The sequence below is a fragment of the Rhizobium phaseoli genome, from assembly GCF_003985125.1.
In the GTDB taxonomy this organism is placed as follows: Bacteria; Pseudomonadota; Alphaproteobacteria; order Rhizobiales; family Rhizobiaceae; genus Rhizobium; species Rhizobium phaseoli.
Genome location: NZ_ML133565.1, coordinates 241,715 through 264,862, shown reverse-complemented (window position 1 = coordinate 264,862; position 23,148 = coordinate 241,715). Strand labels below are relative to the sequence as shown.

The window sequence follows — 23,148 nt, the reverse complement described above, 5'->3', positions numbered from 1 at the left end:
GGTTGTCCTCCTATTTCCTTGATTTCGGCATGTCGGGCGTATCGGCCGGCGCGCCGACCCAGCGCGCGGTCTCGATATCGGCCGATGTGTCCCGCATGAAGGTCGGGCAGATGTGAAGCTCGGGGATGACGGCGCCCTTCTGCAGGCTTGCGCAGAGCGCGATTGCCCTCGCCACGTCCTGTGGATCGAGCATCACGGACCGCTCGCTTTCGAGCGGCGGCCGTGCGCGGTTGTCCATGATCGGCGTGTTGGTTTCGCCGGGAAGGATCGTCGTCGCCCGGATGCCCTGGTTTCGATAGGTGTTGTGGACGAAGGTCATGAAGTTCTTCACCCCGGCCTTGGCAGCGCCATAGGCCGCTCCGCCCAGGAGGTTCGGATTGAGTGCGGCAAGCGACGAGACGGTGATCACCGTGCCGCCGCCATTGGCGATCATATCGGGCAGAACCGCTTGGGTGAGGTTGAAGACGGCGGTCAGGTTGACGTTGACCGTGGAGTTCCACTCTTCTTCGCTGAGGAAACGCGCGTTCAGTACCTTGCTCGCGCTGCCGGCATTATTGACGAGGATATCGACCGGACCGATGCCGTCCCTGATCCACTTCACGCTTTCGAAGATTTCCTGCCGCGATTCGATGTTCAGAGGCCGGGTAAAGGCCTTGCCGCGCCGCTTCTCGATCAGCCCGGCGACCTCTCGCAGCGGCGCCATCCGGCGGCCGGTCAGAACGACGGTGGCGCCTTCCTCGGCAAGAAGGATCGCGGCCTCGCGACCGATGCCCGTTCCCGCTCCAGTGACAAGCGCGATCTTTCCGTTCAACAGGCCCATAACGGCTCCTCCTATTCCGCGGCCACCGCGGCCGCGCCCTTGTAGCCATATATAAGCTTTGCGGCTTTTGGGGTGATCAGGCCTTCGGCAAGATCCTGCTCGATCAGCACGGCCGGTCGCTCGCTCACCCTGCCCCATCCACCGCCGCCCGGCGTTTCGACTTCCAGCCGCTCGCCGGTCTTCAGCACGACCTTGCCCTTTGGAAATTGCGGCTGGCCTTCCTTGCTGACCTTGCCCGGCGTGCCGTCCTGTCCGTCGACGACACCGAAGCAGGGATGCCGGACACGCTCGGATGCGAGATAGATGTTCATTGCCGAGCGTCCGAGATTGCGCAGGATTGCCCGCTGTCCCAGGCCGCCACGATATTTGCCGGCCCCGCCGGAATCGGCGATGAGCTCCTTGCGCTCCATCAGCACGGGGACGGCGATTTCGAACATTTCGACGGCCGTCACTTTGCAGTTCGATGGAAAGCTCAGCGTATCCAGCCCGTCGAATCCCGCACGAGCCCCCTGGCCGCCATGGAAATTCTGCACGGATCCGTACTGCGAACCGTCATCCCGGCGGCCGACGCAGTTGGCCGCCCATATGGGCGCGCCGCCGCTGTCGCCCATGACCTTGTCGGGCACCACGCCTTCGAGCGCCCGGAAGATCAGCGAGGGGATCGCATGGCCGATCAAGTTGCGGGAATTGCCCGCCGTCCACTGCTCCGGATTGAGAACGGAGCCAAGCGGAGCGTCGTCGGTGATCGGCGTGATGCAGCCCTCGTTGTTCGGCGTATCGGGATCGAGCAGGCATTTCAGCGCATAGACCGAATGGGCGTAGCGATAGTTGGTGCGACAGTTGATCGAGTGGAGAACCTGATCGGATGTGCCGGCGTAATCCACATGGATGGAATCGTCGCCGACGATGACCGTCGCCTTCAAGATGATGTCGGTCTCGTAGCCGTCCAGCGTCATCTGGGCCGAATAGCGGCCATTCGGCCACGCCTTGATCGCCTTGCGGGTCTGCGCCTCAGAGCGGGAATGGATCGCTTCGGCGAGGCCGTCGATATCGTCGAGGCCATATTCATCGAGGAATTTCACCAGTTCGCGACCCATGACATTGTTGGCAGCGATCATCGATTCCAGATCGCCCTGGACTTCGGTCGGCAGCCGCACCGATGCGGCGATGATGTCGAGAACGTCCTGATTGGGAACGCCGGCTTTGTGCAGTTTGACGATCGGGAAACGGATGCCTTCCTCGAAAATGTCGCTCGCTTCCGAATGAAGCGGCGCTCCGCCGATGTCAGGCAGGTGAGCGATCGAGCCGGCATAGGCGACGACCTTGCCGTTCTTGAAGATCGGCGTGATCATCGTCACATCGGGCAGATGGCCGGTGCCGATCTCCGGATCGTTGGTCGCGAGAACATCGCCTTCGACAAGCGTTTCCGCCGGAAACTTCGGCAGGAAATATTTCTGAGCCGCGGCCGGCAGCGAGGTGATGAAGACCGGGATGGACCAGGTGCATTGGGCAAGCGCCCGCCCCTTGCTGTCGAGCAGCACGGTGACATAATCGTGGTTCTCACGGACGATCGGCGAGAAGGCCGTCTTGCCGAGCACGTTGTCGGCCTGATCGGCGATGAAGATCAAGCGGTTCCACATGACCTGCAGATTGATCGGATCGTTGAAATCGGTAGCGGTCTTCGACATCGGAATTCGCCTTACTGAATGTTGATCACGAGGTTGCCGTTGGCATCGACGTGGAAGACGCCACTTGGCCCGACGACGGCGGTGGATTCGCGCTGCTCGACAATCGCCGGCCCAGCGAATTCGCGCCCCACCGGAAGCCGGTAGTGGTCGTAGACAGGCGTCTCGGCATAGGCGCCGAGCTCCTGGAAATAGACCTGGCGCTGCCCCTTCGACGCATCGGCGGCATTGACTTCGTGAGGCCGGGTCACCCGATCCTTTTCGCCGCTGGCGCGAAGCCGCCAGGTGATGACCTCGACCGACGCGTTGACCGTCCGGCCGAACAGCTCGCGATAGAGCTTGTAGAAATTGGCGAGCAGCTGCTTGAGGAACTCCTCCTTCGGCAGGCCGCGATCGGGCAGAGCCACGGTGATCTCGTGCCCCTGGCCAACATGGCGCATGTCGACCGTGTAGCGGTTGGTGATCGTCTCCTTGGCGATGCCGGCGGCGGAAACCACCTCGGCGCCCTGCGCAGCCAGATCGTCCAGCAGACGGTCGACCGCGGCGACATCCCAATTGTCGACCGGCATCGGATGACTTGCGGAGAGATCGACGGCGACCGGCGCGATCAGCAGGCCGATGGCCGAGGTGACGCCTGCCCCCGTCGGGCAGATGATGCGCTTGATGCCGAGCTTGCAGGCGATGCCGTAGGCATGCACCGGGCCCGCGCCGCCGAATGCCACCATCGGCAGCGACCGCGGATCGACACCGAGATCGGTGGCATGCATGGCCGCCGCCTTGCTCATGGATTCATTGACGAGATCGTGAATGCCCCAGGCGCAGCGGTCGACGCTGACATCGAGCGACTTGGCAAGTGCGGCCATCGCTTCGCGCGCCGCGTCCTTCGACACTTTGAAGGAACCACCGACGAAGGACTCCGTCCCCATATAGCCAAGCAGGATATCCGCATCGGTGACCGTCGGCTGCGTGCCGCCGCGCTGATAGGCCGCCGGACCCGGCATCGCGCCCGCCGAATGCGGGCCGACATCGAGAAGACCCAGCGGGTTCTTTGCCGCGATCGACCCGCCGCCGGCGCCGATTTCGATCATCTGGATGGACTGGATCTTCAGCGGGAAGCCGGAGCCCTTGCGGAAACGCTGATAGTGAGCGACCTCAAGGTCCGTTCCGACCGTCGGCTCGCCGTTCGGGATCAGGCAAAGCTTCGCGGTGGTGCCGCCCATGTCGAAGGAAAGCACGCTTCCCTCGCCGGCAATGCGGCCGAATTCGGCGGCGGCGACGGCGCCAGCTGCGGGACCGGATTCGATCAGGCGGACGGGAAGTTCGGCGGCGCGCCGGCTCGGCACCAGGCCGCCCGACGAGGTCATCCAGAGAACCTGGCGGTCGATGCCTTTGGTGGCGAATTCGCGCTGAAGATGAGCGACGTGACCGGCCATCTGCGGGCGGGTATAGGCATTGACGACCGTCGTCGAGGCGCGGTCGAATTCCCGCATCTCAGGGCAGACCTCCGACGACAACGAGACGAAAATATCGGGGTCTTCCTCGCGCAGGAGGGCTGCCACACGCTGTTCGTGCTGCGGATATTTATAGGCGTGCAGCAGGCACACGGCGACGGAACGGATGCCCTTCTTCTTCAGATGCGACGCAATTTCACGGACGGTCTCTTCCTTGAGTTCGGTCATCACCTCGCCATCGGCCGCGATGCGCTCGACGGCGCCATAGCTGTTCGACCGCGTGACCAGCGGCTCCGGATATTTGATGTTGAGATCGTAGAGGTCGTAGCGGCCTTCGTTGCGGATGCGAAGCATATCCTGAAAGCCATCGGTGGTGATGAAGCTGGTCTCGACGCCCTTGCGCTCCAGCACAGCATTCGTCACCACCGTCGTCGCACCCAAGACCTGCAGACGTTCGATCGAGATGGCGGAGGAGAACTGTTCCAGGAGTTCCGACACGCCCTGCACGACCGCTTCCGCCGGGTTCTTCGGCGTGCTCAGCACCTTGTGCAGATGGAGATCGCCATTGTCATCAAGCAATGCGAAGTCGGTGAAGGTGCCGCCAGTGTCGAAAGCCAGTTTTGCCATGTTTCCCTCGAAGCAACCGTTGGTCTCATGCGGTTTCGGAGACCCTTATGTCTGCTGAGGAGGTTAGGTGATCGGCGACCGGCTTGGCTAACACAGTTGCCGTCTGCCGCCATAGGGTTTGCTTATGGCAGGCGGTTGAAAAACGGGTCGGCTCTAAACCGTCTTGATACCCTGATGCTGGCTGCTCATCAGCTTCGCAACGATCTCCAGCAGGACGGCCCGCGCCGCGAGCGCCGGCTCGGACAGAGGCAGATGGTCGGAGACGCAGAGGGAGACGGTGGCTTCGATGACGGGCTTGGTCAGCGCCCGCACCTGCGTGCCGGCGAAATAGGAGGTTTCGGTCACCACCGATGCCGGAAGGATGGTGGAGCCCAGCCCTTCCCGTACCGCGGCGTCGAGCGCCGGCACCGACTCGATCTCCGACAGCACTTGCGGATGGGCGCGGGCGCGGGCGAACGCTTCGTCGATGAGCCGGCGAAGCAGATGGCCTTTGCTGGGCAGCAGCAGCGGCAGGGCATCGACCGATGCAAGCGGCAGAGGCTCGGACGGGTCGCCGGGCAATTCCGCCCCCGGCGGTGATACCAGGAACATCTGCTCCCGGAACAGCGGCTGGAGCGTCACCCCTTTGATGGGGTCTGCGGCATAGATCAGCGCCATGTCCATCTTGCCGGTCATGATGAGTTCGCTGAGGATATGGCCGAAGCTGTCGTTTATGTGGACGACGACGTCGGGATGACGGGCTTTCATTTCCTTCAGGATCGGCAGCGACAAGGCGCTCGACGTCGAATAGGTCGCAAGCCCGATCGATACCCGTCCGGCCACCGACTTTGCGGACTGGTTGATATCGGTCTGCGCCTGATCGATCTGCTTCAGCATCAGCTGGGCATGCCGATAGAGGATCAGGCCGGCCTCGGTCGGGGTGATGCCGACATTGCTTCGGATCAGAAGCTTGTGCTTGAAATGGGCCTCCAGCGCGGCGATCTGCTGGGAGAGCGCAGGCTGAGCGGTGCGAAGCAGGGCGGCTGCGCGCGAAACGCTGCCGGTATCGACGATCTTGACGAAACTTCGCAGTTTTCTGAAATCTACGCTCATGGCCTCAAGCTTCGGTTTACGGAACCTAAGACCTCGGGCGGGAAACGCGCAAGCCCCTCCCGCCTGCTGCAGAATTCAACGCAATTCGCCGACCGCCCGCTCGATGCGATCACAGGCTTCGGTGATGGCGTCCATCGAAGTGGCGATCGACAGGCGGAAATACGGCGATAGGCCGTAGGCCGCGCCCTGCAGGGCCGCCACGCCGACGCCGTCGAGGAGATAGAGGACGAAGTCGAGGTCCGTCTCGATCACCTTGCCCTCAGGCGTCCTCCGGCCGATCACGCCGGCGCAGTTGGGAAAGAGGTAGAAGGCCCCGTCCGGCACCAGGCACGACAGGTCCGGCACGGCGTTCAGACGCCGGCAGGCATAGTCGCGGCGCTCCTTGTAGACCTTGACGCTGTCGGTGACGAAGCCCTGGTCGGAGGCGAGCGCATGCGCGGCCGCCGCCTGGCTGACTGAAGACGGGCAGGACGACATCTGCGATTGCAGCTTGTTGATCGCCGCGATCAGGGGAGCCGGCCCCGCTCCGTAACCGATGCGCCAACCGGTCATGGCGTAGGATTTCGACACGCCGTTCGTGAGGAGCACCCGATCCTTCAGTTCCGGCACAGCTGCGACCAGCGTCGTCATCGGCTCGTCCTTGAACCAGACCTGATCGTAGATGTCGTCGGAGAGGATCATGATCTCGGGGTGCCGCAGCAGCACCTTTCCGAGTTCGTGCAGTTCGTCGCGGCTATAGGCAGCGCCGGTCGGGTTCGACGGCGCATTCAGGATCAACCACATGGTCTTCGGCGTGATCGCCGCTTCGAGGGCTTCCGGCGTCAGCTTGAAGCCCTGCTCCTGCGGGCATTGCACGATGATCGGCTTGCCCTCGTTGGCGATCACCATATCGGGATAGGAGACCCAATAGGGTGCCGGAATGATGACCTCGGCATCGTTCTCGACGCTGGCCATCAAGGCAAGGAAAAGGATCTGCTTTGCGCCACCGCCGACGCAGATCTCGTTATCGCCATATCGCAATCCGAGACGCCGCTCGAAATTGTTGATGATCGCCTTGCGCAGGGAGGGCGTGCCGTTGACGGCGGTGTATTTGGTTTCACCCCGGTCGATGGCGGCATGGGCCGCTGCCTTCACGTGATCCGGCGTATCGAAGTCGGGCTCGCCGACCGTCATGTCGACGATGTCGCGGCCGGCCGCCTTCAGCTCGCGGGCGCGCGCCGCCGCCGCCGTGCTCGGCGAAACCTTGATCCTGGAGACGCGTGAGGCTGGCACGAAAGTGCTCATGGATATGTCCTTGGTTTTTCTTGGGTTTCAGTGAACCGCTTCAGTCTCGCCGCGCATCTTGCCCGTCAGGAAAAGCTCGCCGAGTTCGTCGTGGCTGATTTCCCCCGGCAAACCGTCCCAGATGACCCTGCCAAGCCTGAGGATCACCGCGCGTTCGGCGACCTCCATGGCCTTCTTCGTGTTCTGCTCGACGAGCAGAATGGTCTGCCCGGCGGCATGCAGGCGCAGCAGTTCATCGAAGACGATGCCGATCGCCGCCGGCGAAAGGCCGACCGACGGCTCGTCGACCAGCAGCACTTTCGGGCGCTGCAGGACGGCCATCGCCACTTCGAGCAGTTGCTGCTCGCCGCCCGACATATTGCCGGCCAGCGTCGAGCGCCGCGTCTTCAGGATCGGAAACAGATCGTAGACATAATCCCGATCCGCCTTCACTTTGTCGTCGCGCAGCGTATAGGCCGCCATCTGCAGGTTTTCGTCCACCGTCATGACCGGAAAATTGCAGCGGCCCTGCGGCACGAAGGATATGCCTTCACCGAGAATGGCGCGCGACTTGTAGCCGGCAATGTTCTTGCCGCGCCAGTCGATGCTGCCGTCCTTGATCGTCGTCATGCCGTAGAGCGTCTTCAGAAGTGTCGATTTTCCCGCTCCGTTCGGTCCCATCAGTGCCACGAACTGGCCTGCCGGCACGTCGAGATCGACGCCGTTCAGGATATCGAGAGATCCATATCCGGCACGCAGGCTCTTGATCGAGAGATTTGAATCAGCCACCGAGATAGGCCTCCCTGACCCGCTGGTCGTTGATGATTTCCTGCGGCAGGCCCTCGGCGAGCTTGCGCCCCTGGTCGAGCACGATCACCCGCCGGCAGATGCTGGTCACCACGTCGATATTGTGTTCGATGATCAGGAAACTGACGCCGAGCGATTTGTTGGCGTAGAGAATGGTCTCGACCACCCGCTCGATGATCTTCGGGTTGATGCCCGCCATCGGCTCGTCGAGCAGGATCAGCTTCGGCTCCGGCATCAGCATGGAAGCGAACTGGATGAGCTTCTGCTGCCCGCCGGAAAGATTGCCGGCCGGCTGTTTGCGCACGTCCCACAACCCGGCCATCCTGATCAGTTCCTGCGCACGTTCGCGCAATCCTGAGACCCGGCTGCGCGACAGCTTGCCGATCCCGAAGGTGGAAAACAGCGACGGGAAGCTGAACATCTGCCCCGCGATGATCAGGTTTTCCTCGACGTCGAGCGATTTGAAGACGACCGTCTTCTGGAAGGAGCGCAGCATGCGCCCCTCGCGGGCGATCCGGTTCAGCGTCCATCCGGTGATATCCTGGCCGTCGAGCCTCACCTTGCCGCTATCGGGTTTGCCGAGGCCGGTGCTGCAATCGAAGAAGGTCGATTTGCCCGAGCCGTTCGGCCCGATCAAACCGGCGATCTCGCCGCGCTCGACATGAATGCTGACATCGTCGACCGCCTTCACCGCGCCGTAGGATTTCGTGAGATTGCTGATTTCGAGAATGGGAAGACCGGTCATTTCGCGCTCCCGATCGAATCCCAGAGGCGGTTGATAGCGGGCGCAAAACCCTTCCGGAACCAAAAAACCAAGACGAGCAGGCAGAGCCCGTAGGCGATCATCCGAAGTTCCGGCGTCACACGCAGGGCCTCAGTCAGGCCGACGAACAGCAGGCTGCCGAAGACGACGCCCGAAATCGTCCCGGCGCCGCCGCCGAGCACGATGATCAGCATCGTCGTCGAATAATACATCTGGAAGGTCAGCGGGCTGACCACCGTCAGATAATGCGCGTAGAGACTGCCGCCGACGCCGGCGAAGACCGCGCTCAGCATGAAGACGATCAGCTTGTAGCGCCAGGTGGGGATGCCGACGGATTCGGCCAGCGTCTCGTTCTCGCGGATGGCGATCATGTTGCGCCCGGCAGGCGAGCGGACGATCATCCAGACGGCGAGCGTGGCGAGAATTCCGACGGTCAGCGCCAGATAATAGAAGGCCGTCGTGCCCGATACGGTGAAGGACAGCGGCCCGAGCGCGAAATGCGGCTTCGGTATGCTGGAGAGTCCCATATCGCCGCGGGTAAGCGAAATCCAGTTCTTGGCGATCGCCTGGCCGATGATCACGAAGCCGAGCGTACACATCACGAAGGATGTCGAGCGCAGCCGCAGGGCCGGGATGCCGAGAGGCAGGGCGATGGCGCCCGCCGCCAGCCCGGCGGCGGCGACATTGACGTAGAACGGTGTGCCGTAGGTGACGGCCAGCAGGCCCGAGGCATAGGCGCCGATGCCGAAAAATGCGGCCTGGGCGAGCGAGAGCAGGCCGGTATAACCGACCAGAAGATTGAGGCCATGCGCCGGCAGCATGAAGATCAGCGCGATGATCAGCGCATGGACGACATAGGTGCTGGCGACGAAGGGGGCGCAGAGCGCGGCCAACAGCAGCAGCACACCGAGCGGCAGGCGAAGATCGCGGCGCTGCTGTGATTGCGAGACTTCCGTGAGAGACATAGCAAGTCCTCAAATTCGAGAAAGGTTCGGCGGAGCGCGCTCAGAAGCGCGCCTGTGTCGAGAACAGCCCATGAGGGCGCCACATCAGCATCAGGATCAGCGTGGCGAAGCCGACGGTGTCGCGGAACTGCAGTCCCACATAAGTGGCAACCAGGCTCTCGGCGATACCGAGGATCATCGCCGCGAAGAAGGTGCCGCGCACATTGCCGAGGCCGCCCATGATGATGATCGGCAGGGTCTTGAAGGTGATCAGCTCACCCATGCCGCCATAGACGCTGACATTGACCGGCGCCGTCAGCACTCCGGAGAGGGCGGCAAGTGCGGCGCCGAGAATGAAGGTCCTGAGCACGACCTGCGGCACATCAATGCCGACCACCTCGCAGCATTCGACATTCTGCGACACCGCCCGCATGGATTTGCCCATCCTGGTATAGGTCACCATAAGTTCGAGGCCGATGAACACGATCAGGCAGACGATGAGGATGATGACGCGCTGCTCGGCCAGGCTGAAGCCGAGGATCGACACGGGTTCGATATAGCCGCCCGAAAAGAACTTGTAGCCGCCGCCGAAAACCAGGATGACGGTATTCTGCAGGACGAGCGCGATGCCGAGCGTGGCGAGCACCCCGGATTCGGGCGGAGCGCCGACCATGCGCTGCATCACGAATTTGCCGACCACATAGGCGATGACGATCGTCGACAGCACACCGACGACGATCGAGGCCTCATAGGACAGTCCGAGATAGTCGATGGCGAACCATGCCCCGAACGTTCCCAGCATGTAATATTCGCCGTGGGCGAAATTGATGGCCCGGAGCACCCCGAATATCATCGTCATGCCAACGGCAACGATGGCGTAGACGGATCCCGTCACGATGCCGTTGATGATCTGCTCAAGGATTGTTGAGAACATGGTCCTATCCCCGACGGTGGATCAGTTCGCAGGATACTGGATATCCGCCGCGTAGGCACCTTTGATGCTCGGCTTGCCGTCCTCGATCTGCAGCAGGATCATCGGCAGGCGAGCCTGGTTGTGATCGTCGAAGGTCACCTCTCCGACGGCGCTCTTATATTTGATCTTGGAGAGCGCATCACGCACCTTGGCCTGGTCGGGGCTGCCGGCTTCCTTGATCGCCTGGGCGAGAAGGTGAACCGTGTCCCAATGGACATAGGCGTGGTTGTTCGGCGCCTCATTGTAGGCAGCCGTGAACTTCTCCACGAAAGCCTTGCTCTCGGGGGAGTCGAAGGCCGGCAGCCATGCCGCGGCTTCGACCGCGCCTTCAAGGACCTTCGGCGCTGATTTGATGGTCTTTTCGGTGTTGAACTCGCCATTGCCAATCAGGGTCACCTTGCCGGCCAGCCCGAGTTCGAGCATCTGACGGGCGATAATTGGCGTGGTATCGGCAAGGCCGTACATGATGATCGCCTGGGCGCCATTGTCACGGATCTTGGCGAGAACGCTGCGGAAGTCGACCTCGCCTTCCTTGTAATAGTCTTCGCTGACGATCTCGCCCTTGAAGTCGGGCAGGTATTTCTTGGTGAAGGTGATCGCCGAACGGCCGTAATCGCTGTCGACCGAGAGAACGGCGAATTTGGTGAAGCCGCGCTGCTCGGCGGCATATTTCGCCACAATCAGCGCCCGGTTCTCGTCTGTGGGATAGTTGCGGAAGGTCCACTTGTAACCGCCGACGCCGGCGCCATAGGTGATCTTCGGGTTCGACGATGCGGCGTTCAGCAGAAGCACGCCCGCATCTTCGGCGACCGGCTGCATCGCCAGAGTGACCGAGCTCGAAACGTCACCGATGATGTAGTTGACCTTGTCCTGGTCGATCAGGCGCCGCGTGGCCGAAACGCCCTCGACCGGCGTTCCCTGGCTGTCGGCGGAAAAGATTTCGATCTTGCGGCCGTCAATACCGCCGGCATCGTTGATTTCTTTGACGGCCAGTTCGGCGCCATGCAGCGAAAACGCGCCGTAACGGGCATTCGGCCCGCTCATCGGCGATACCAGGCCGAGCCTGATCGTTTCATCTGCGGCGAGAGCCCGTTGCGAGACGCCGGTCATGAGCGCGGTCAAGGAAAGGATTGCCGTGGAAATGCAAAATGCCCGGCGCGTCAAAGTCTTGTTCATGGTTCCCACTCCGTTTGTTGGACACGTCTGATCGGCCCCTGCCGTCATGTGCTCAAATGCCGCTTTGCCGCGGTTCTTGTTGCGCCAGTCTTCTGCTGACACTGTCACAGTAGGTTCATCCATCGGCGCATGGCCAACACAACTCGCTTCTGCCGCCATAGCGAATCTTTATAGCGAAGAAGGGGTCCAAAGCTCGGCGGCGGCCGCCTGACAACCAGCATCCCCGACATCGCCGAGCGCCGTGCACGGGAAAACGATCCGGTGTCGGACCGGCTTCATCCTCCCCTGCGATATGGTCTGCATGCGTCCGGCGTGGAGATGCATTCTTGCAGCGCACCTGGATCGCTCCTGACGCAGGAGACCGATATCCTTGAATGGAACGTCATCCGATCAAGCGGCCTCGCCGGCAAGGGGCGCGCCGACCAAACCATTCCGCCCTCAACCCTCGATAACCAACTGGCAGAGCTCACCGGTCAATCTGTCGAGTTCATGCAGAACCTTTTGGATGCGGGCGCGTGCCTGAAGCATGTTATCCATGTCGGAGCCGCCGGACGGTCCGGCTGCGGTCTGCAGGTCATGAGCATTCGTCGCACTGTTGGAGAGCGGATTTGGAAACTGGAAGATTTCAGCCATTCTCATTCATTATTTTCATTGTGCCTGGGAGGACGGAAACTCTCATGTCTCCAGGATGCGGCGTGGTTTCATTGCCGATCGACCGGAACGTCTTCGCCTTTTATTTCAATGCGTTGCGTTCGTCCCTACACCCAGTAAACGCCTGATCAACCTTAACAAACTGCTACTTTCGCCCCTGCGCACGGCTCAGTTCCAAGCTTTGCTGCGCCGATCGGACAACATTGCGAAATTCGGATAACGCAACCGTCAAATTGAGAACCGGTCAGTTCTGCAGCTTAAGAACCGGCGAAATGAAATCCCGCTCGCCGTGCTTCGAAGCGAACTCGCAAGCGGTCGTTCCTTATCCGCGGGGCGGACGACCTTGCCGATGGCCGTCTCGTCCATCTCAAGTTTTCTGCCTTCGATCAGGATGGATATCCGATTCACGTGATACGCAACCCCGCCCGGGCCCGCAGCGAGATGGCTGGTGGCAGAGCTTCGGGCGAGGCTTTCAGGCACGTTCCGAGATCGAGGACATGAGGACGGATTCGAACACCGTGCCAGCGAAATCGACGGCTGATGGCTAGCGCATCATGCTTGTGGCAGATTTGCCCGTCAATCGCTCAACCACAGCGCCATGATTTCCGGCTTCGGCAGGGCCTTGCTGTAGAGGAAACCTTGCGCCGATCCGCATCCGTTCGCAGCCAGGAAGGCTGCCTGCTCGGCGGTCTCGACGCCTTCCGCCACCACCTCCTGCCCGAGGCAGCGCGCGATTGAGAGGATCGCCTTCACAAGTTCCTCGTTGCGCCGGTCGGTGCTGTTGATGAACGACCGGTCGATCTTCAGCGTGTCGATCGGGAAGCGCGCCAGATAGTTGAGCGCCGAATAGCCCGTACCGAAATCATCGATGGCGATCGAAAAGCCCATGCTGCGAAGGTCCGATAGCGTCTGCAGCGTTTCGTCCTTCTGATCGAGGAGGAGGCTTTCGGTTATTTCTATTTCGACCCATTCGGCGCGACAGCCAGTTTCGTCGAGAATTTCGCCGATCGACCTTACCAATCCGGCGGATTGGAACTGCTTGACCGACAGGTTGATCGCCACCTTATGCGGCGAGCGGCTCACGACCCGGCTTTTGGCATTGAATTCGGCCGCCGTCTGGCAGGCCTCGCGCAGTACCCATCGCCCGAGATCGACGATCAGCCCGGTTTCTTCGGCGACCGGAATGAAGCGAAGGGGAGGAATCATGCCCATTTCGGGGTGACGCCATCTCAACAGCGCCTCGGAGCCGATCATCGCGCCGCTGTCCAGAAGTACCTTCGGCTGGTAATGCAGTTCCAGCTCGCCGCGCTCGATAGCCCGGCGCAAATCCAATTCCAGCCGCATGCGATCCTCGACGCTCGCCGTCAGGTCCTTCGAGTAGAAGCGGAAGCTGTTTCGTCCGGAGCGCTTGGCGAGATACATCGCGGAGTCGGCATATTTTACCAGATCGTTGGCCTCGGCGCTGTCATCGGGATAGAGCGCAATGCCGACGCTGCATGAGACGAACACCTCCTTGCCATCCAGCAGGAAGTTTTCCCGGAACTTGTCGAGGATGTCGCTGGCGACCCGGCCGAGATCGTCTCCCGGCCGCAGATCCGGCAGCAGGATCGCGAATTCGTCGCCGCCGAGGCGGGCGACGGTGTCGTAGTCGCGGACGCTCGCATTAAGGCGCGCGGCCGCCTGACAGAGCAATTCATCGCCGACCGGATGTCCCATCGTATCGTTGACCACCTTGAAATGGTCGATGTCGATCAGCATCACGCCGGCCCGCTGTCCTCGCGAGACGGCCGAGGTGATCATCTGCCGCAGCCGGTCGTTGAACAGCGATCGGTTCGGCAACGCGGTCAAGGGATCGTAAAAGGCCATCTGGTGGATCTTCTGGCGCGATGCGTTCAGCTCCGTCACGTCGCGGGCGACGCCGAGAACCCCCACGACGGCTCCTTCCGCATCTGTGATCGGCACCTTGCGCGTTTCAAGAAGAACGGATTGACCGCTCTGCTGGGAAATGACCCACTCCTCGTCGCTGAGGATGCATTCCCCGGCCTTGATCGCCGCCTTGTCGGATTCGCGAAAAAACCGAGCCCTCCCAATGTCGAACAGGTCGAAGTCGGTTTTTCCGACCACGTCGGCTTCCGCCAGGCCGGTCATTCGCTCGAACGTGTGATTGCACAGCACATAAGCGCCGTTCATATCCTTGACCCAGATCATGTCGGGCATGGTCTGAAGCACGCTGAGCAACTGCGTCCGCACGGAGTTGATGGCGTCTTCGGCTTGTTTCCGCTCGGTAATGTCGCGCGAAAATGCCAGAAGCGTCGTGGCGGCGGCCGGATCGGCGTTCGGCCGCCTGGCCACGGATAGTTCGAACCACCGTGTCTCGCCGTTCGGCAGCGAGATGCGGATGCATCGGCCGTAGGCGACTCCCTCCTTGCCGGCCGTGCGAAGCGCCTCCATCGCGATGTCCGCCTGATCTGGCGCAAGAACATCGCCAACAGACTTGCCCAGCAGCATTTCCCGCTGCTGGGCCAGCAGTTCCGGGCTTCTCGTCCAGACCTGGAGATAGCGACCATCCTCGTCCACCTCGAACAGGACATCCGGAATGGCAGTGATGATGCCCTCGGCGAATTCAAGCGCCTTCTTGAGCTCACGCTCCGCCCGCTTGTGCTCGGTGATGTCGACGACGGCGCCGATCAGACCAGCGGCATCACCGTTCCCGCCCGACAGGACGGCCTTGTTCCAGACGACATCCCGTACCCCACCGTTTGCGGTGATTATCTTGCTTTCGGAATAGCGGCCTCCGACCCTTTCGAGGAGTGCTTCGTTTCCGGCGAGATGGAGTTCGGCCAGGAGCTCCGGCTTGAGTTCCAAATCCGTCTTTCCGATGATCTCTTCGCGCCTCTGGCCGAACAAGTCTTCGAAGGCCTTGTTGCAGCCGACATAGCGGCCAAGCGGATCCTTGTAGAAGACCGGGAGAGGGAATGGCCCCAGCAACGCATCAAGGAGCGCCTCCCGGTCGATCGTCTCGCCCTGATCTGCAGGCTGAGCCGTGTGGCCGTGCGTTTCCGGAACGGGAACAGGGTTCCGAGACGATTGGGACGACGACTTCATCATGGATTGACTCACCGTGGGCGACAGCCTGATGCATCATTCATCCGGCTGAATATTCTTCCGAGAAAGCCGCCCAAGTCATTTGAGGCGTAACCGACGAAGACGTGGCCGCAATCGAAGCACGTCGCTTGGCTGCTGATACTGCGGCGAGAAAATTAAGAGATCGCTCCGCCTTCTGCGGCGCGGCAACTTTCGGCGCGCGATCCGGATCGCCAGCGCGCAATGTGGATAGTCCCACTTTCAGGCAGAAGCAGCCTTTCGGTTTACGTCGCCGCGGCCGCTTGCACGTGTCGGCCGAACGGCGCGCGCATCGGCCCGGCGGAGACTGATCCAAAGCCGGACATACGCCTTATCCGGAATCCGAAGAACCTAGCCAGATCGCGATTTTTTCGTATCAGCTTTTCCGCAAGGAACTGGTTTCATTGCTTTTTTCGGAACGGCATTTACGCTTCCGAAACCAGAGCGTCCGCAGTTTCAAACCGTTCGAACGAGGTACCGCTTGACCTTTTCCGCCATGAAGAGGGTGCGGGATGAACCGGAATCTGCGCTTCCCATCGATGAAGATGGCATGCGCCCAGGGGGGAGCGACGTGATCGATAATTCTATGCGGACGGAGACGCTGCTGTGCGAATGGCGCGGTGGCGCCGGTCGTGAAAAACCGAATACTTTCCATCGTCCGGAATTCCTGACGCACTGACGCGGTCCAAGAGCTCCCGGGGCTGCGCTGCGGCCGGCGCCGATCTCGACTGCGATAGCGCGGGTGCGACGACGCAGACCTCATCTTTCCCGGTGTGCCAGTGTCCGGCACCCGGACCAGGGCCATGACGGCCGATCTTTAGGTAGATTTCGTGGCGTACTATCCGGCGCAAACTCGCGCTGAGGGCGAAGTCTGCGTGTTGGAAGCAGCAAGATCTCGAGGCGTTTTCAAGGATGCCTCGAACGGCGCTGATACCAAGGCGGCTCGGGCGGCCAATGTTTCCTGATGGAGCGTGAATGGTGGTTGGATCGAATATGAAAAACAAGGTAACGCCAACAGGCGATTCCCATTCTTCCGTCGCCAAATATATCCGCTCCATCGGGCGGCACTACGTCACGGCCGTCGTCGTCATGACGGTCCTGATCGGAGCAACCTTTGTCACGGTCAAGGTGGCCCTCTACCGCCATTCCCTGCAGCAGAACATCAGCTATCTCATCGGGCGCCAGTTCATCCGCTTCCAGCAGCTCGCCAACCAGACACGGGCGGTCATGCGAGCATCGACCGATCCGAATATGCCGGAATATATCGTCCGGCCAATGGTCGAGGACGTTCAAAAGGCAATCGACGACATCAGGGCTATGAACGTTCAGTTGCACGATCTGAACAACGAGGTCGAGGCAAATCTCCTCGAACGGCTGAATGGGCCGGACCCGGCCGCCGAAAAGCTGCGCCTCGAACTCGACGGCCGGCTGGAGGATTTTCTGCAAAGAGCCGAACGCGTCGTCTCCACCAAATTGCAGGAGCGGCGGGAGCGCTACAGCTTCTGGGGACCGATCGACTTCGCCGTTTCATCCGACAGCCTGCTCATGCGTCAATTCAGCGCCTTGATCGAGAGTGCACACGACCGCAGCGATGTGAGCATCGACCATACCCGCCTCATCAGCGCGGTGCTCCTCAGCCTGACTGCAGCCACGCTCATCCTGGCGACCCTGATCCTCTTCATTCCGCTCCTCGTAAAGCTGCGCACCGAGCACCGCCGGACCCTCGACTTCGAGATCAAGCTGACCCATCTGGCGCATACGGACACATTGACGGGCCTTGGAAACCGCTCCTCGTTCAACGACGCGCTGAACGGGCTGTTTGGCTCCCTTGAGCGCACAGGCGCCGGCTTTTCCATGCTGCTCGTCGATCTCGACCATTTCAAATCCACCAACGACAGTTTCGGCCACCCGGCCGGCGATGCGGTTCTCGCCCATGTCGCGGCTGCGCTGCAGAAGACCTTCCGCGCCGGCGACGTCGTGGCTCGCCTCGGCGGCGACGAGTTTGCCGCTCTTCTTCCGGGAATCTCGGATGCCGCGACCCTCGAAGGCATTGCCGGGCGGGCCGTTGCGGCGATTGCGACGGAATGCCATTTCGAAGGACGGCTGCTGCCGGTTTCGGCAAGCATCGGCGGCGCTGTCGTGCCCGGTCATGCCTCCGACGAGCCGACGCTCATGCGCATCGCCGATCTGGCCCTCTACGCTGCCAAGGCCAAGCGCAACACGGCCGTGATCTTCGACGAAGCATCCTTCGCCCAGCGTCTGGAACAGAACCGGCTCGCGGCCGCCCTCGCCTTTGCCGCCGATCGCGACGAGTTCGTCGTCTATTATCAGCAGAAGGTCGATCTGCTGACCAGCCGGCATCTCGGCTTCGAGGCCCTGGTGCGCTGGCGCCATCCCCAGCTCGGCATCCTGCCGCCCGGCCGCTTCCTGCCGCTGATGGAGGGTCACCTCATACAGGCCATGACGCGCTGTATCGTCAATACGGTCGGGCGCGATCTGAAGGCATGGAAGGCGGCGGGGCTGCGCGCCGGCTCGGTTGCCATCAATCTGCCGGAAGCGCTGCTGGTCAGCCAGGACGGCTACGACCTCATCGCTGCCGCCGTCAAAGCCAACGGGCTCGACTGGCGTGATTTCGCCATCGAAGTCACCGAGGACGTTTTTCTCAACCGCGGCGCCGAGCAGATCGCCGAGACCATCTCCCGTTTCCGCAAGCATGGCGTGTCGGTATCCCTCGACGATTTCGGCACCGGCTTTGCATCGCTCGTGCACCTGCGCGATTTCCCCTTCGATGAACTCAAGATCGACCGCAGCTTCGTTGCCGAGATCGGCAAGGATATCCGCTCGGAGCAGATCATCAGGGCGATCATCGATCTCGCCCGCAACCTCGGCAAGCGATGCGTCGCCGAAGGAATCGAAGAGGAGGCCCAGCGCGGCTTCCTTATGACCGCCGGCTGCGACATCGGCCAGGGCTATCTCTTCGCCAAACCCGAACCGGCCTCCGCGGCGGTCGAACGCCTGGCGCAAAACCCCCTTGCCGTGCGCGGCAAGTCAGGACGGATCACGCAAGGGCCGGGTGAACCGGCCTTCCAGGGCGCCGCATGAGACAGTGCGGCAGAATTAATCAATGAAAGAGGGGAACAAATGAAACAGAGTATCATACGAGCATCGCTGGCGGCTGCACTGGCGGCAGGAGCGCTTTCCGCAGAAGCTTTCGCAGATGAAGGCCAGGCGGTCGATGTCGTGCATTTCTGGGTATCGAAAAGCGAATCCGCGGCGCTCGACGTCTACCGCAAGGCATGGGCGGCGGCCGGTAACCAGTGGGTCGATATGCCGGCGGAGAACAAGGTTGCCGTCCAGCGGGTGGTGAGCGATCGCATCGCAAACGGATATGCGCCGGCGGTGATGCAGTGGAACGCCAATTACGGCTCGCGCGAACTGCCGGAAATGGGCATCGTACTTGACATAGATGATGTCGCGCAGGCGGACCATTGGCGGGACGTCATTCCCGCGACGGTGCTGGATCGCATCTCCTACAAGGGAAAGGTCTACTTCGCGCCGACCAATATCCATGCCGAAAACTGGCTCTGGACGAGCACGGCGATGTTGGCCGAGGCCGGCGTGAAGACGCCGCAGTCCTGGGACGAGATCTTCGATACGGCTGAAAAGATCAAGGCCGCCGGGCAACTGCCGATCGCGCTCGGCGGCGCGCGATGGGAGGTGTCCCTCATTTTCAATGACATCATCTATTTGAAGTTCGGTCCGGAAGGCTATGCCCGCCTGATGAGCGGCGATGTCGCCCTGGTGGAGGACCCGCGCATGATCGAGGCCCTGGAGATGCTGCGGCGTCTGTCCAACTATGCTGAGCCGCTCGAAAAGCGAAAGGACAAGACCTGGGCCGACGCCGCGGCGGCAGTGGGTCAGGGCAAGGCCGGTATGCAGTTCATGGGCGACTGGGCCAAGGGCGAGCTTGCCGCACGTGGATACAGCGTCGACAAGGATTTCGATTGCAGTCTCGTTCCCGGCACGTCGATCGCCTATTTCATGGTGATCGATGCTTTCGCCTTCCCGCTGTCGAACCGGGAAGGCACGCCCGAGGCGCAGCAGGCTTTCGCGCGCATGCTGCTCGATCGGAGCAATCAAGTCGCGTTCAGCCGGGTCAAGGGATCGCTGCCCGTCCGCACCGATGTCGATCCGTCGGGGCTCGACCGTTGCGGCAAGCTCGGATTGGAGATGATCAAGGCGAGGAGGGGCGAAGTCAGCGCCCAATCCCAGGCGATGCCGAGCCAGATGTCGGAAGGCTGGATCGGCGTGGTTGGTGATTTTTTCAATGACGGGAACATTTCCGCCCGGGACGCCCAGAAACGCTTGCACGATCTGCTGATGCAGCGATGAAGGCGCGCGCGAAAAGCCGATGCGCCGTCAAATGCGGTGAAATATCGACCAGCGGATATCCATAATTCGCAGCCTTATACGATATGCGCAGCAAACGGCGCGCCGGCGGCTCGTTTCGAGTCGGAACCAGCAAGATTTAACAATGGCTTAAGTTCCCTTGAAACATCTTGCTTTTGCTATTTTTATGTGTTGCGCGATGGTGGCTTTTGAGATCTGGGCTTTTAAATTCTTTCGGTCGGCTCGTTAGAGCCTTTCGCAGTCTCGGCAGGGACAGGACGGGCAACGTCGCGATCGTCGTTGCGCTCAGCCTGGTGCCGATGCTCGTCGCGGTCGGCGCGAGCTTCGACTACATCCGCAGCTACAATGTCCGGCAGAGGATGCAGAGCGACCTCGATGCAGCCCTGATCGCCGCGGTCAAACAGATCAACAATAGCGAAGACACCGACGCGCTGAAGCAGAAGGTTTCCGACTGGTTCCATGCGCAGGTGGAAAACAGCTACGCGCTTGGTGAGATCGAGATCGATACCACCAACCACAACATAACGGCGACGGCGAGCGGCACCGTTCCGACCACCTTCATGAAGATCGCCAATATCGATACCGTCCCCGTCAGTGTGGGAAGCGCCGTCAAGGGCCCGGCGACGTCCTATCTCAATGTCTATATCGTCATCGACAGATCGCCGTCGATGCTTCTGGCGGCAACGACTTCAGGTCAGTCGACCATGTATTCAGGCATCGGCTGCCAGTTCGCCTGCCACACCGGCGATGCGCATACCGTCGGCAAGAAGACATACGCCAACAACTATGATTACAGCACCGAGAAGAACATAAAGCTGCGTGCCGATGTCGCCGGTGACGCCGTCCGAGAAGTGCTCGACATGATCGATGAATCCGACAGCAATCACGAACGGATCAAGGTCGGGCTATACAGCTTGGGTGATACGACCAAGGAAGTTCTCGCTCCAACCCTGGATACGTCAAACGCACGCAAACGCCTGTCCGATGACAGCTACGGTCTGACAAGTGCAACTTCGATGAACTATACCTATTTTGACGTCGCCTTAGCGGCACTACAGAAGATAGTCGGCACGGGTGGTGATGGCACCTCTTCGGCAAATCCGCTCAAGCTGGTTCTCCTGCTGACGGACGGCGTTCAGTCACAGCGCGGATGGGTGGTAAAGAACTCAAGCAACTTGAAAAAGGTGGCGCCACTTAACCCGGACTGGTGCGGCTACGTCAAAAACAAGTCCGCCACCATGGCGGTTCTTTATACCGAATATCTGCCGATCACCACGGACTGGGGTTACAATGACACCGTCGGCTCAACCATGGCGAGCGCCAACTGGAAGAGCAACTGGGGCGGCACCATGCGGAGCGGCGTGTCGACCAGCATCACCAGGCGAGACTACATCCCCTATGCGCTGGCCGACTGTGCGTCGTCCAAGAGCCTGTTCCTGTCGGCCTCGTCGTCCACCGAGATCACGGAAGGCCTGTCGGCGCTCTTCACCCAATATCTCTCTTCCGTCCGGCTGACCCAATGAAGCTCGAAAAAAAGCTCGCTCCGCTTCGCCGTCTTCTCGGCGATCGTCAAGGGGTGGCTGCGATCGAATTCGCGATCCTCGCCCTGCCGCTCTTCATCATGTTGTTCGGCATCATCGAAGTGTCGCTCATGTTCTTCGTCAACTCTGCGCTGGACGCTTCGGTTCACAAAATCTCCCGAATGATCCGCACTGGCGAAGTTGCGTCGTCGAAGATCACGCTCGCCGGGTTCAAGGCGAAAATTTGCGACGATATGCTTTTGTCGTTCAACTGCTCCAGCGATCTGGTGGTCAAGGTGAACGTGCTTTCCGACCTGTCATCGGCGACCAGCACCGACCCGATCGACAACAGCGGCAATCTTGCCATCACCCAGACCTTCGATGTCGGCAAGGGCAGCGATTATATCCTGGTTCAGACATTCCTGCCCTGGGACCCCGTCGTCAACTTCCTCACCCTGTCGAGCGCCAAGCTTTCAGACGGCCGTTATCTCATTGGCTCGTCCGCCTTGTTCCGCAACGAGCCCTTCTGATATGATCAAGACACCAAGCCTTTCCCTGTTCCGCTTCGCCCGATCCCGCCTGCTCGATCTTGCGCGCGACCGGCTGGCTGCTTCCGGCGTCGAATTCGCGCTGGTGCTGCCGATCCTGGTGATGCTGCTGTTCGGCACCGTCGATCTCGGCCACGCGCTGACGGTCAGCCGTAAGATCGACGAAATCGCTTCCACGACGGGCGATCTGATCGGACAGCAGAGCTCCTGGACGAGCTCCGATGTCACCAAGCTTCTTTCCGGCGCCAGCTTCATTCTGCAGCCCTATGACACGAGCGGGCTTAAGATCACGCTCACGGTGAACGATATCAGCAAGAACGGCAACGCCACCGTCAACTGGTCCGCCGCGTTCAATACCTCGGCGCTGAACTCCGGCGCGGCGAGCGCAATCGACATCCCCTCGCAGATCCAGGACGCCGGCGTCCAGGTCGTGCTCACCCGCGTGCAATACACATTGACGACACCGGTCTCGTCATTTTTCTCGAATTTCACCGGACAGAACGGATACAGCTTCGACCATCATTTCTTCAACCGCCCGCGCGTGAGCGACACGATCAGCTACAAATAGGCTGCCGCCTGTCGCGAGCGGCAACCTATAGCAATCAGACCGTTGTCGCCGGAGCGACAATGGTGCATTGCATCGCCTCAACGGCGGTTTGCTCCCACGGCAACGCAACGGATAGTCGTGAATGCGGAAGGGAATGAGATGACGGCGCAAAAAATTTTCGGCGGCGTGCAGCGATTGTTTTTTGTGGCGCCGATCGCCGCAATGATGTTCCATCCCCAGGGCTTTGCCCAGGCAGCCGCAGAACTGCAATGGTCGCAGGATCCGGGCAGCCACTGCAAATTCGTGGCGCCGTCATCCCTGACCAGCGGCCCCACCTTTTGGATCGGAGCCTGCCTCGAGGGAAAGGCGTCGGGCCAAGGGATGTTGCGGCGTAGGGATGGCGAACGCGCCGGAGCGGCCTTCTTCGGCCGGTTGAGGGACGGGGTTCCGGAGATCGGCGTCATCGATCTCGGAGACGGTTTCAAAGCCGGCCGCTTCAGCAGCGGCGATATCGGCGATGAAGCCGCAGCCGAGCCCCAGGACAGGATCGATGCTTTCCGAATTGCGGCCGAGGCCGCGCGGCTGGTGGGCGCCAAGTATGCCGCCGAGAAAAATGCCGGGTCTGCGCGTCACTATGAAGAGCTTGCCAAAACACTTGAGCTGCAGATCGATTGAGCGACCTGCCGGCCATGCTCGGCCAAGGTTCGGGTCGGCCGGTTTCGCCGACGCCCTCCGGCTCGACCGGCTC

At 61.2% G+C, this 23,148-nt stretch carries 19 protein-coding genes; 7 read left to right on the top strand and 12 right to left on the bottom strand.

The window, feature by feature from the left end; translation table 11 throughout:
- Positions 1–10: 10 nt before the first annotated feature.
- The 12 genes from EFD56_RS01225 to EFD56_RS01165 all read right to left on the bottom strand — a co-directional run bounded on the left by EFD56_RS01225 (position 11) and on the right by EFD56_RS01165 (position 15,360).
- The gene (locus EFD56_RS01225; RefSeq protein WP_037114237.1) at positions 11–820 is read right to left on the bottom strand and encodes an SDR family oxidoreductase; all 810 of its coding nucleotides are present in this window, start codon (positions 818–820) and stop codon (positions 11–13) included.
- An 11-nt stretch (positions 821–831) separates the two neighbouring features.
- Entirely contained in the window at positions 832–2,508 is a 1,677-nt protein-coding gene (locus EFD56_RS01220; protein ID WP_037146362.1) for a hydantoinase B/oxoprolinase family protein, read from the bottom strand.
- Between the two features lie 11 nt (positions 2,509–2,519).
- Positions 2,520–4,583, bottom strand: a complete 2,064-nt coding sequence (locus tag EFD56_RS01215) for a hydantoinase/oxoprolinase family protein (protein ID WP_126904442.1) — start codon at positions 4,581–4,583, stop codon at positions 2,520–2,522.
- A 153-nt stretch (positions 4,584–4,736) separates the two neighbouring features.
- Positions 4,737–5,675: a nitrogen assimilation transcriptional regulator NAC gene (gene nac, locus EFD56_RS01210; protein WP_004672030.1), complete on the bottom strand. Its 939-nt coding sequence runs from the start codon at positions 5,673–5,675 to the stop codon at positions 4,737–4,739.
- A gap of 75 nt (positions 5,676–5,750) precedes the next feature.
- Positions 5,751–6,959: an aspartate transaminase gene (locus EFD56_RS01205; RefSeq protein WP_012490105.1), complete on the bottom strand. Its 1,209-nt coding sequence runs from the start codon at positions 6,957–6,959 to the stop codon at positions 5,751–5,753.
- Between the two features lie 27 nt (positions 6,960–6,986).
- Positions 6,987–7,727, bottom strand: coding sequence for a branched-chain amino acid ABC transporter ATP-binding protein (locus tag EFD56_RS01200; RefSeq protein ID WP_012490106.1), 741 nt, complete (start codon positions 7,725–7,727; stop codon positions 6,987–6,989).
- Complete coding sequence (locus tag EFD56_RS01195; RefSeq protein WP_012490107.1) at positions 7,720–8,490, bottom strand: ABC transporter ATP-binding protein; 771 nt, start codon at positions 8,488–8,490, stop codon at positions 7,720–7,722. The genes EFD56_RS01200 and EFD56_RS01195 overlap by 8 nt, the downstream gene beginning before the upstream one ends.
- Positions 8,487–9,473, bottom strand: coding sequence for a branched-chain amino acid ABC transporter permease (locus EFD56_RS01190; RefSeq protein WP_012490108.1), 987 nt, complete (start codon positions 9,471–9,473; stop codon positions 8,487–8,489). Before EFD56_RS01190 ends, EFD56_RS01195 begins: the two co-directional genes overlap by 4 nt.
- A gap of 40 nt (positions 9,474–9,513) precedes the next feature.
- The gene (locus EFD56_RS01185; protein ID WP_004672036.1) at positions 9,514–10,386 is read right to left on the bottom strand and encodes a branched-chain amino acid ABC transporter permease; all 873 of its coding nucleotides are present in this window, start codon (positions 10,384–10,386) and stop codon (positions 9,514–9,516) included.
- Between the two features lie 21 nt (positions 10,387–10,407).
- Positions 10,408–11,601 carry an ABC transporter substrate-binding protein gene (locus tag EFD56_RS01180; RefSeq protein ID WP_012490109.1) on the bottom strand — a complete coding sequence of 398 codons (1,194 nt, stop codon included), beginning with the start codon at positions 11,599–11,601 and terminating at the stop codon, positions 10,408–10,410.
- A gap of 438 nt (positions 11,602–12,039) precedes the next feature.
- Positions 12,040–12,234: a hypothetical protein gene (locus EFD56_RS32525; RefSeq protein ID WP_037146375.1), complete on the bottom strand. Its 195-nt coding sequence runs from the start codon at positions 12,232–12,234 to the stop codon at positions 12,040–12,042.
- 594 nt (positions 12,235–12,828) lie between these two features.
- Positions 12,829–15,360, bottom strand: a complete 2,532-nt coding sequence (locus EFD56_RS01165) for a sensor domain-containing protein (protein ID WP_081279185.1) — start codon at positions 15,358–15,360, stop codon at positions 12,829–12,831.
- Positions 15,361–15,856: 496 nt separating this feature from the next.
- Between EFD56_RS01165 and EFD56_RS01155 the strand changes: the two genes are divergently transcribed.
- The 7 genes from EFD56_RS01155 to EFD56_RS01125 all read left to right on the top strand — a co-directional run bounded on the left by EFD56_RS01155 (position 15,857) and on the right by EFD56_RS01125 (position 23,075).
- Positions 15,857–16,054: a hypothetical protein gene (locus EFD56_RS01155; RefSeq protein ID WP_037146376.1), complete on the top strand. Its 198-nt coding sequence runs from the start codon at positions 15,857–15,859 to the stop codon at positions 16,052–16,054.
- Positions 16,055–16,350: 296 nt separating this feature from the next.
- A complete protein-coding gene (locus EFD56_RS01150; RefSeq protein ID WP_126904441.1) occupies positions 16,351–18,477 on the top strand; it encodes a putative bifunctional diguanylate cyclase/phosphodiesterase in 2,127 nt (708 codons plus the stop codon).
- A gap of 39 nt (positions 18,478–18,516) precedes the next feature.
- Positions 18,517–19,767, top strand: a complete 1,251-nt coding sequence (locus EFD56_RS01145; RefSeq protein ID WP_012490116.1) for an ABC transporter substrate-binding protein — start codon at positions 18,517–18,519, stop codon at positions 19,765–19,767.
- A 206-nt stretch (positions 19,768–19,973) separates the two neighbouring features.
- Positions 19,974–21,308 (top strand): TadE/TadG family type IV pilus assembly protein, encoded by a 1,335-nt coding sequence (locus tag EFD56_RS01140; protein WP_012490117.1) that lies wholly within the window; start codon positions 19,974–19,976, stop codon positions 21,306–21,308.
- Entirely contained in the window at positions 21,305–21,835 is a 531-nt protein-coding gene (locus EFD56_RS01135) for a TadE/TadG family type IV pilus assembly protein (RefSeq protein WP_004672048.1), read from the top strand. Before EFD56_RS01140 ends, EFD56_RS01135 begins: the two co-directional genes overlap by 4 nt.
- 1 nt (position 21,836) lies before the next feature.
- Positions 21,837–22,421, top strand: coding sequence for a TadE/TadG family type IV pilus assembly protein (locus tag EFD56_RS01130; RefSeq protein ID WP_010014470.1), 585 nt, complete (start codon positions 21,837–21,839; stop codon positions 22,419–22,421).
- A 138-nt stretch (positions 22,422–22,559) separates the two neighbouring features.
- The gene (locus tag EFD56_RS01125) at positions 22,560–23,075 is read left to right on the top strand and encodes a hypothetical protein (RefSeq protein ID WP_050981290.1); all 516 of its coding nucleotides are present in this window, start codon (positions 22,560–22,562) and stop codon (positions 23,073–23,075) included.
- Positions 23,076–23,148: the final 73 nt, after the last annotated feature.

What these genes read in the sequence shown, in the direction of transcription:
- EFD56_RS01125 (WP_050981290.1), top strand. Translation starts at nt 22,560, where the DNA reads ATGACGGCGCAAAAAATTTTCGGCGGCGTGCAGCGATTGTTTTTTGTG.
- EFD56_RS32525 (WP_037146375.1), bottom strand. Translation starts at nt 12,234, where the DNA reads ATGGCTGAAATCTTCCAGTTTCCAAATCCGCTCTCCAACAGTGCGACG.
- EFD56_RS01225 (WP_037114237.1), bottom strand. Translation starts at nt 820, where the DNA reads ATGGGCCTGTTGAACGGAAAGATCGCGCTTGTCACTGGAGCGGGAACG.
- EFD56_RS01220 (WP_037146362.1), bottom strand. Translation starts at nt 2,508, where the DNA reads ATGTCGAAGACCGCTACCGATTTCAACGATCCGATCAATCTGCAGGTC.
- EFD56_RS01150 (WP_126904441.1), top strand. Translation starts at nt 16,351, where the DNA reads ATGGTGGTTGGATCGAATATGAAAAACAAGGTAACGCCAACAGGCGAT.
- EFD56_RS01195 (WP_012490107.1), bottom strand. Translation starts at nt 8,490, where the DNA reads ATGACCGGTCTTCCCATTCTCGAAATCAGCAATCTCACGAAATCCTAC.
- EFD56_RS01190 (WP_012490108.1), bottom strand. Translation starts at nt 9,473, where the DNA reads ATGTCTCTCACGGAAGTCTCGCAATCACAGCAGCGCCGCGATCTTCGC.
- EFD56_RS01135 (WP_004672048.1), top strand. Translation starts at nt 21,305, where the DNA reads ATGAAGCTCGAAAAAAAGCTCGCTCCGCTTCGCCGTCTTCTCGGCGAT.
- EFD56_RS01205 (WP_012490105.1), bottom strand. Translation starts at nt 6,959, where the DNA reads ATGAGCACTTTCGTGCCAGCCTCACGCGTCTCCAGGATCAAGGTTTCG.
- EFD56_RS01180 (WP_012490109.1), bottom strand. Translation starts at nt 11,601, where the DNA reads ATGAACAAGACTTTGACGCGCCGGGCATTTTGCATTTCCACGGCAATC.
- EFD56_RS01215 (WP_126904442.1), bottom strand. Translation starts at nt 4,583, where the DNA reads ATGGCAAAACTGGCTTTCGACACTGGCGGCACCTTCACCGACTTCGCA.
- EFD56_RS01130 (WP_010014470.1), top strand. Translation starts at nt 21,837, where the DNA reads ATGATCAAGACACCAAGCCTTTCCCTGTTCCGCTTCGCCCGATCCCGC.
- EFD56_RS01165 (WP_081279185.1), bottom strand. Translation starts at nt 15,360, where the DNA reads ATGATGAAGTCGTCGTCCCAATCGTCTCGGAACCCTGTTCCCGTTCCG.
- nac (WP_004672030.1), bottom strand. Translation starts at nt 5,675, where the DNA reads ATGAGCGTAGATTTCAGAAAACTGCGAAGTTTCGTCAAGATCGTCGAT.
- EFD56_RS01145 (WP_012490116.1), top strand. Translation starts at nt 18,517, where the DNA reads ATGAAACAGAGTATCATACGAGCATCGCTGGCGGCTGCACTGGCGGCA.
- EFD56_RS01185 (WP_004672036.1), bottom strand. Translation starts at nt 10,386, where the DNA reads ATGTTCTCAACAATCCTTGAGCAGATCATCAACGGCATCGTGACGGGA.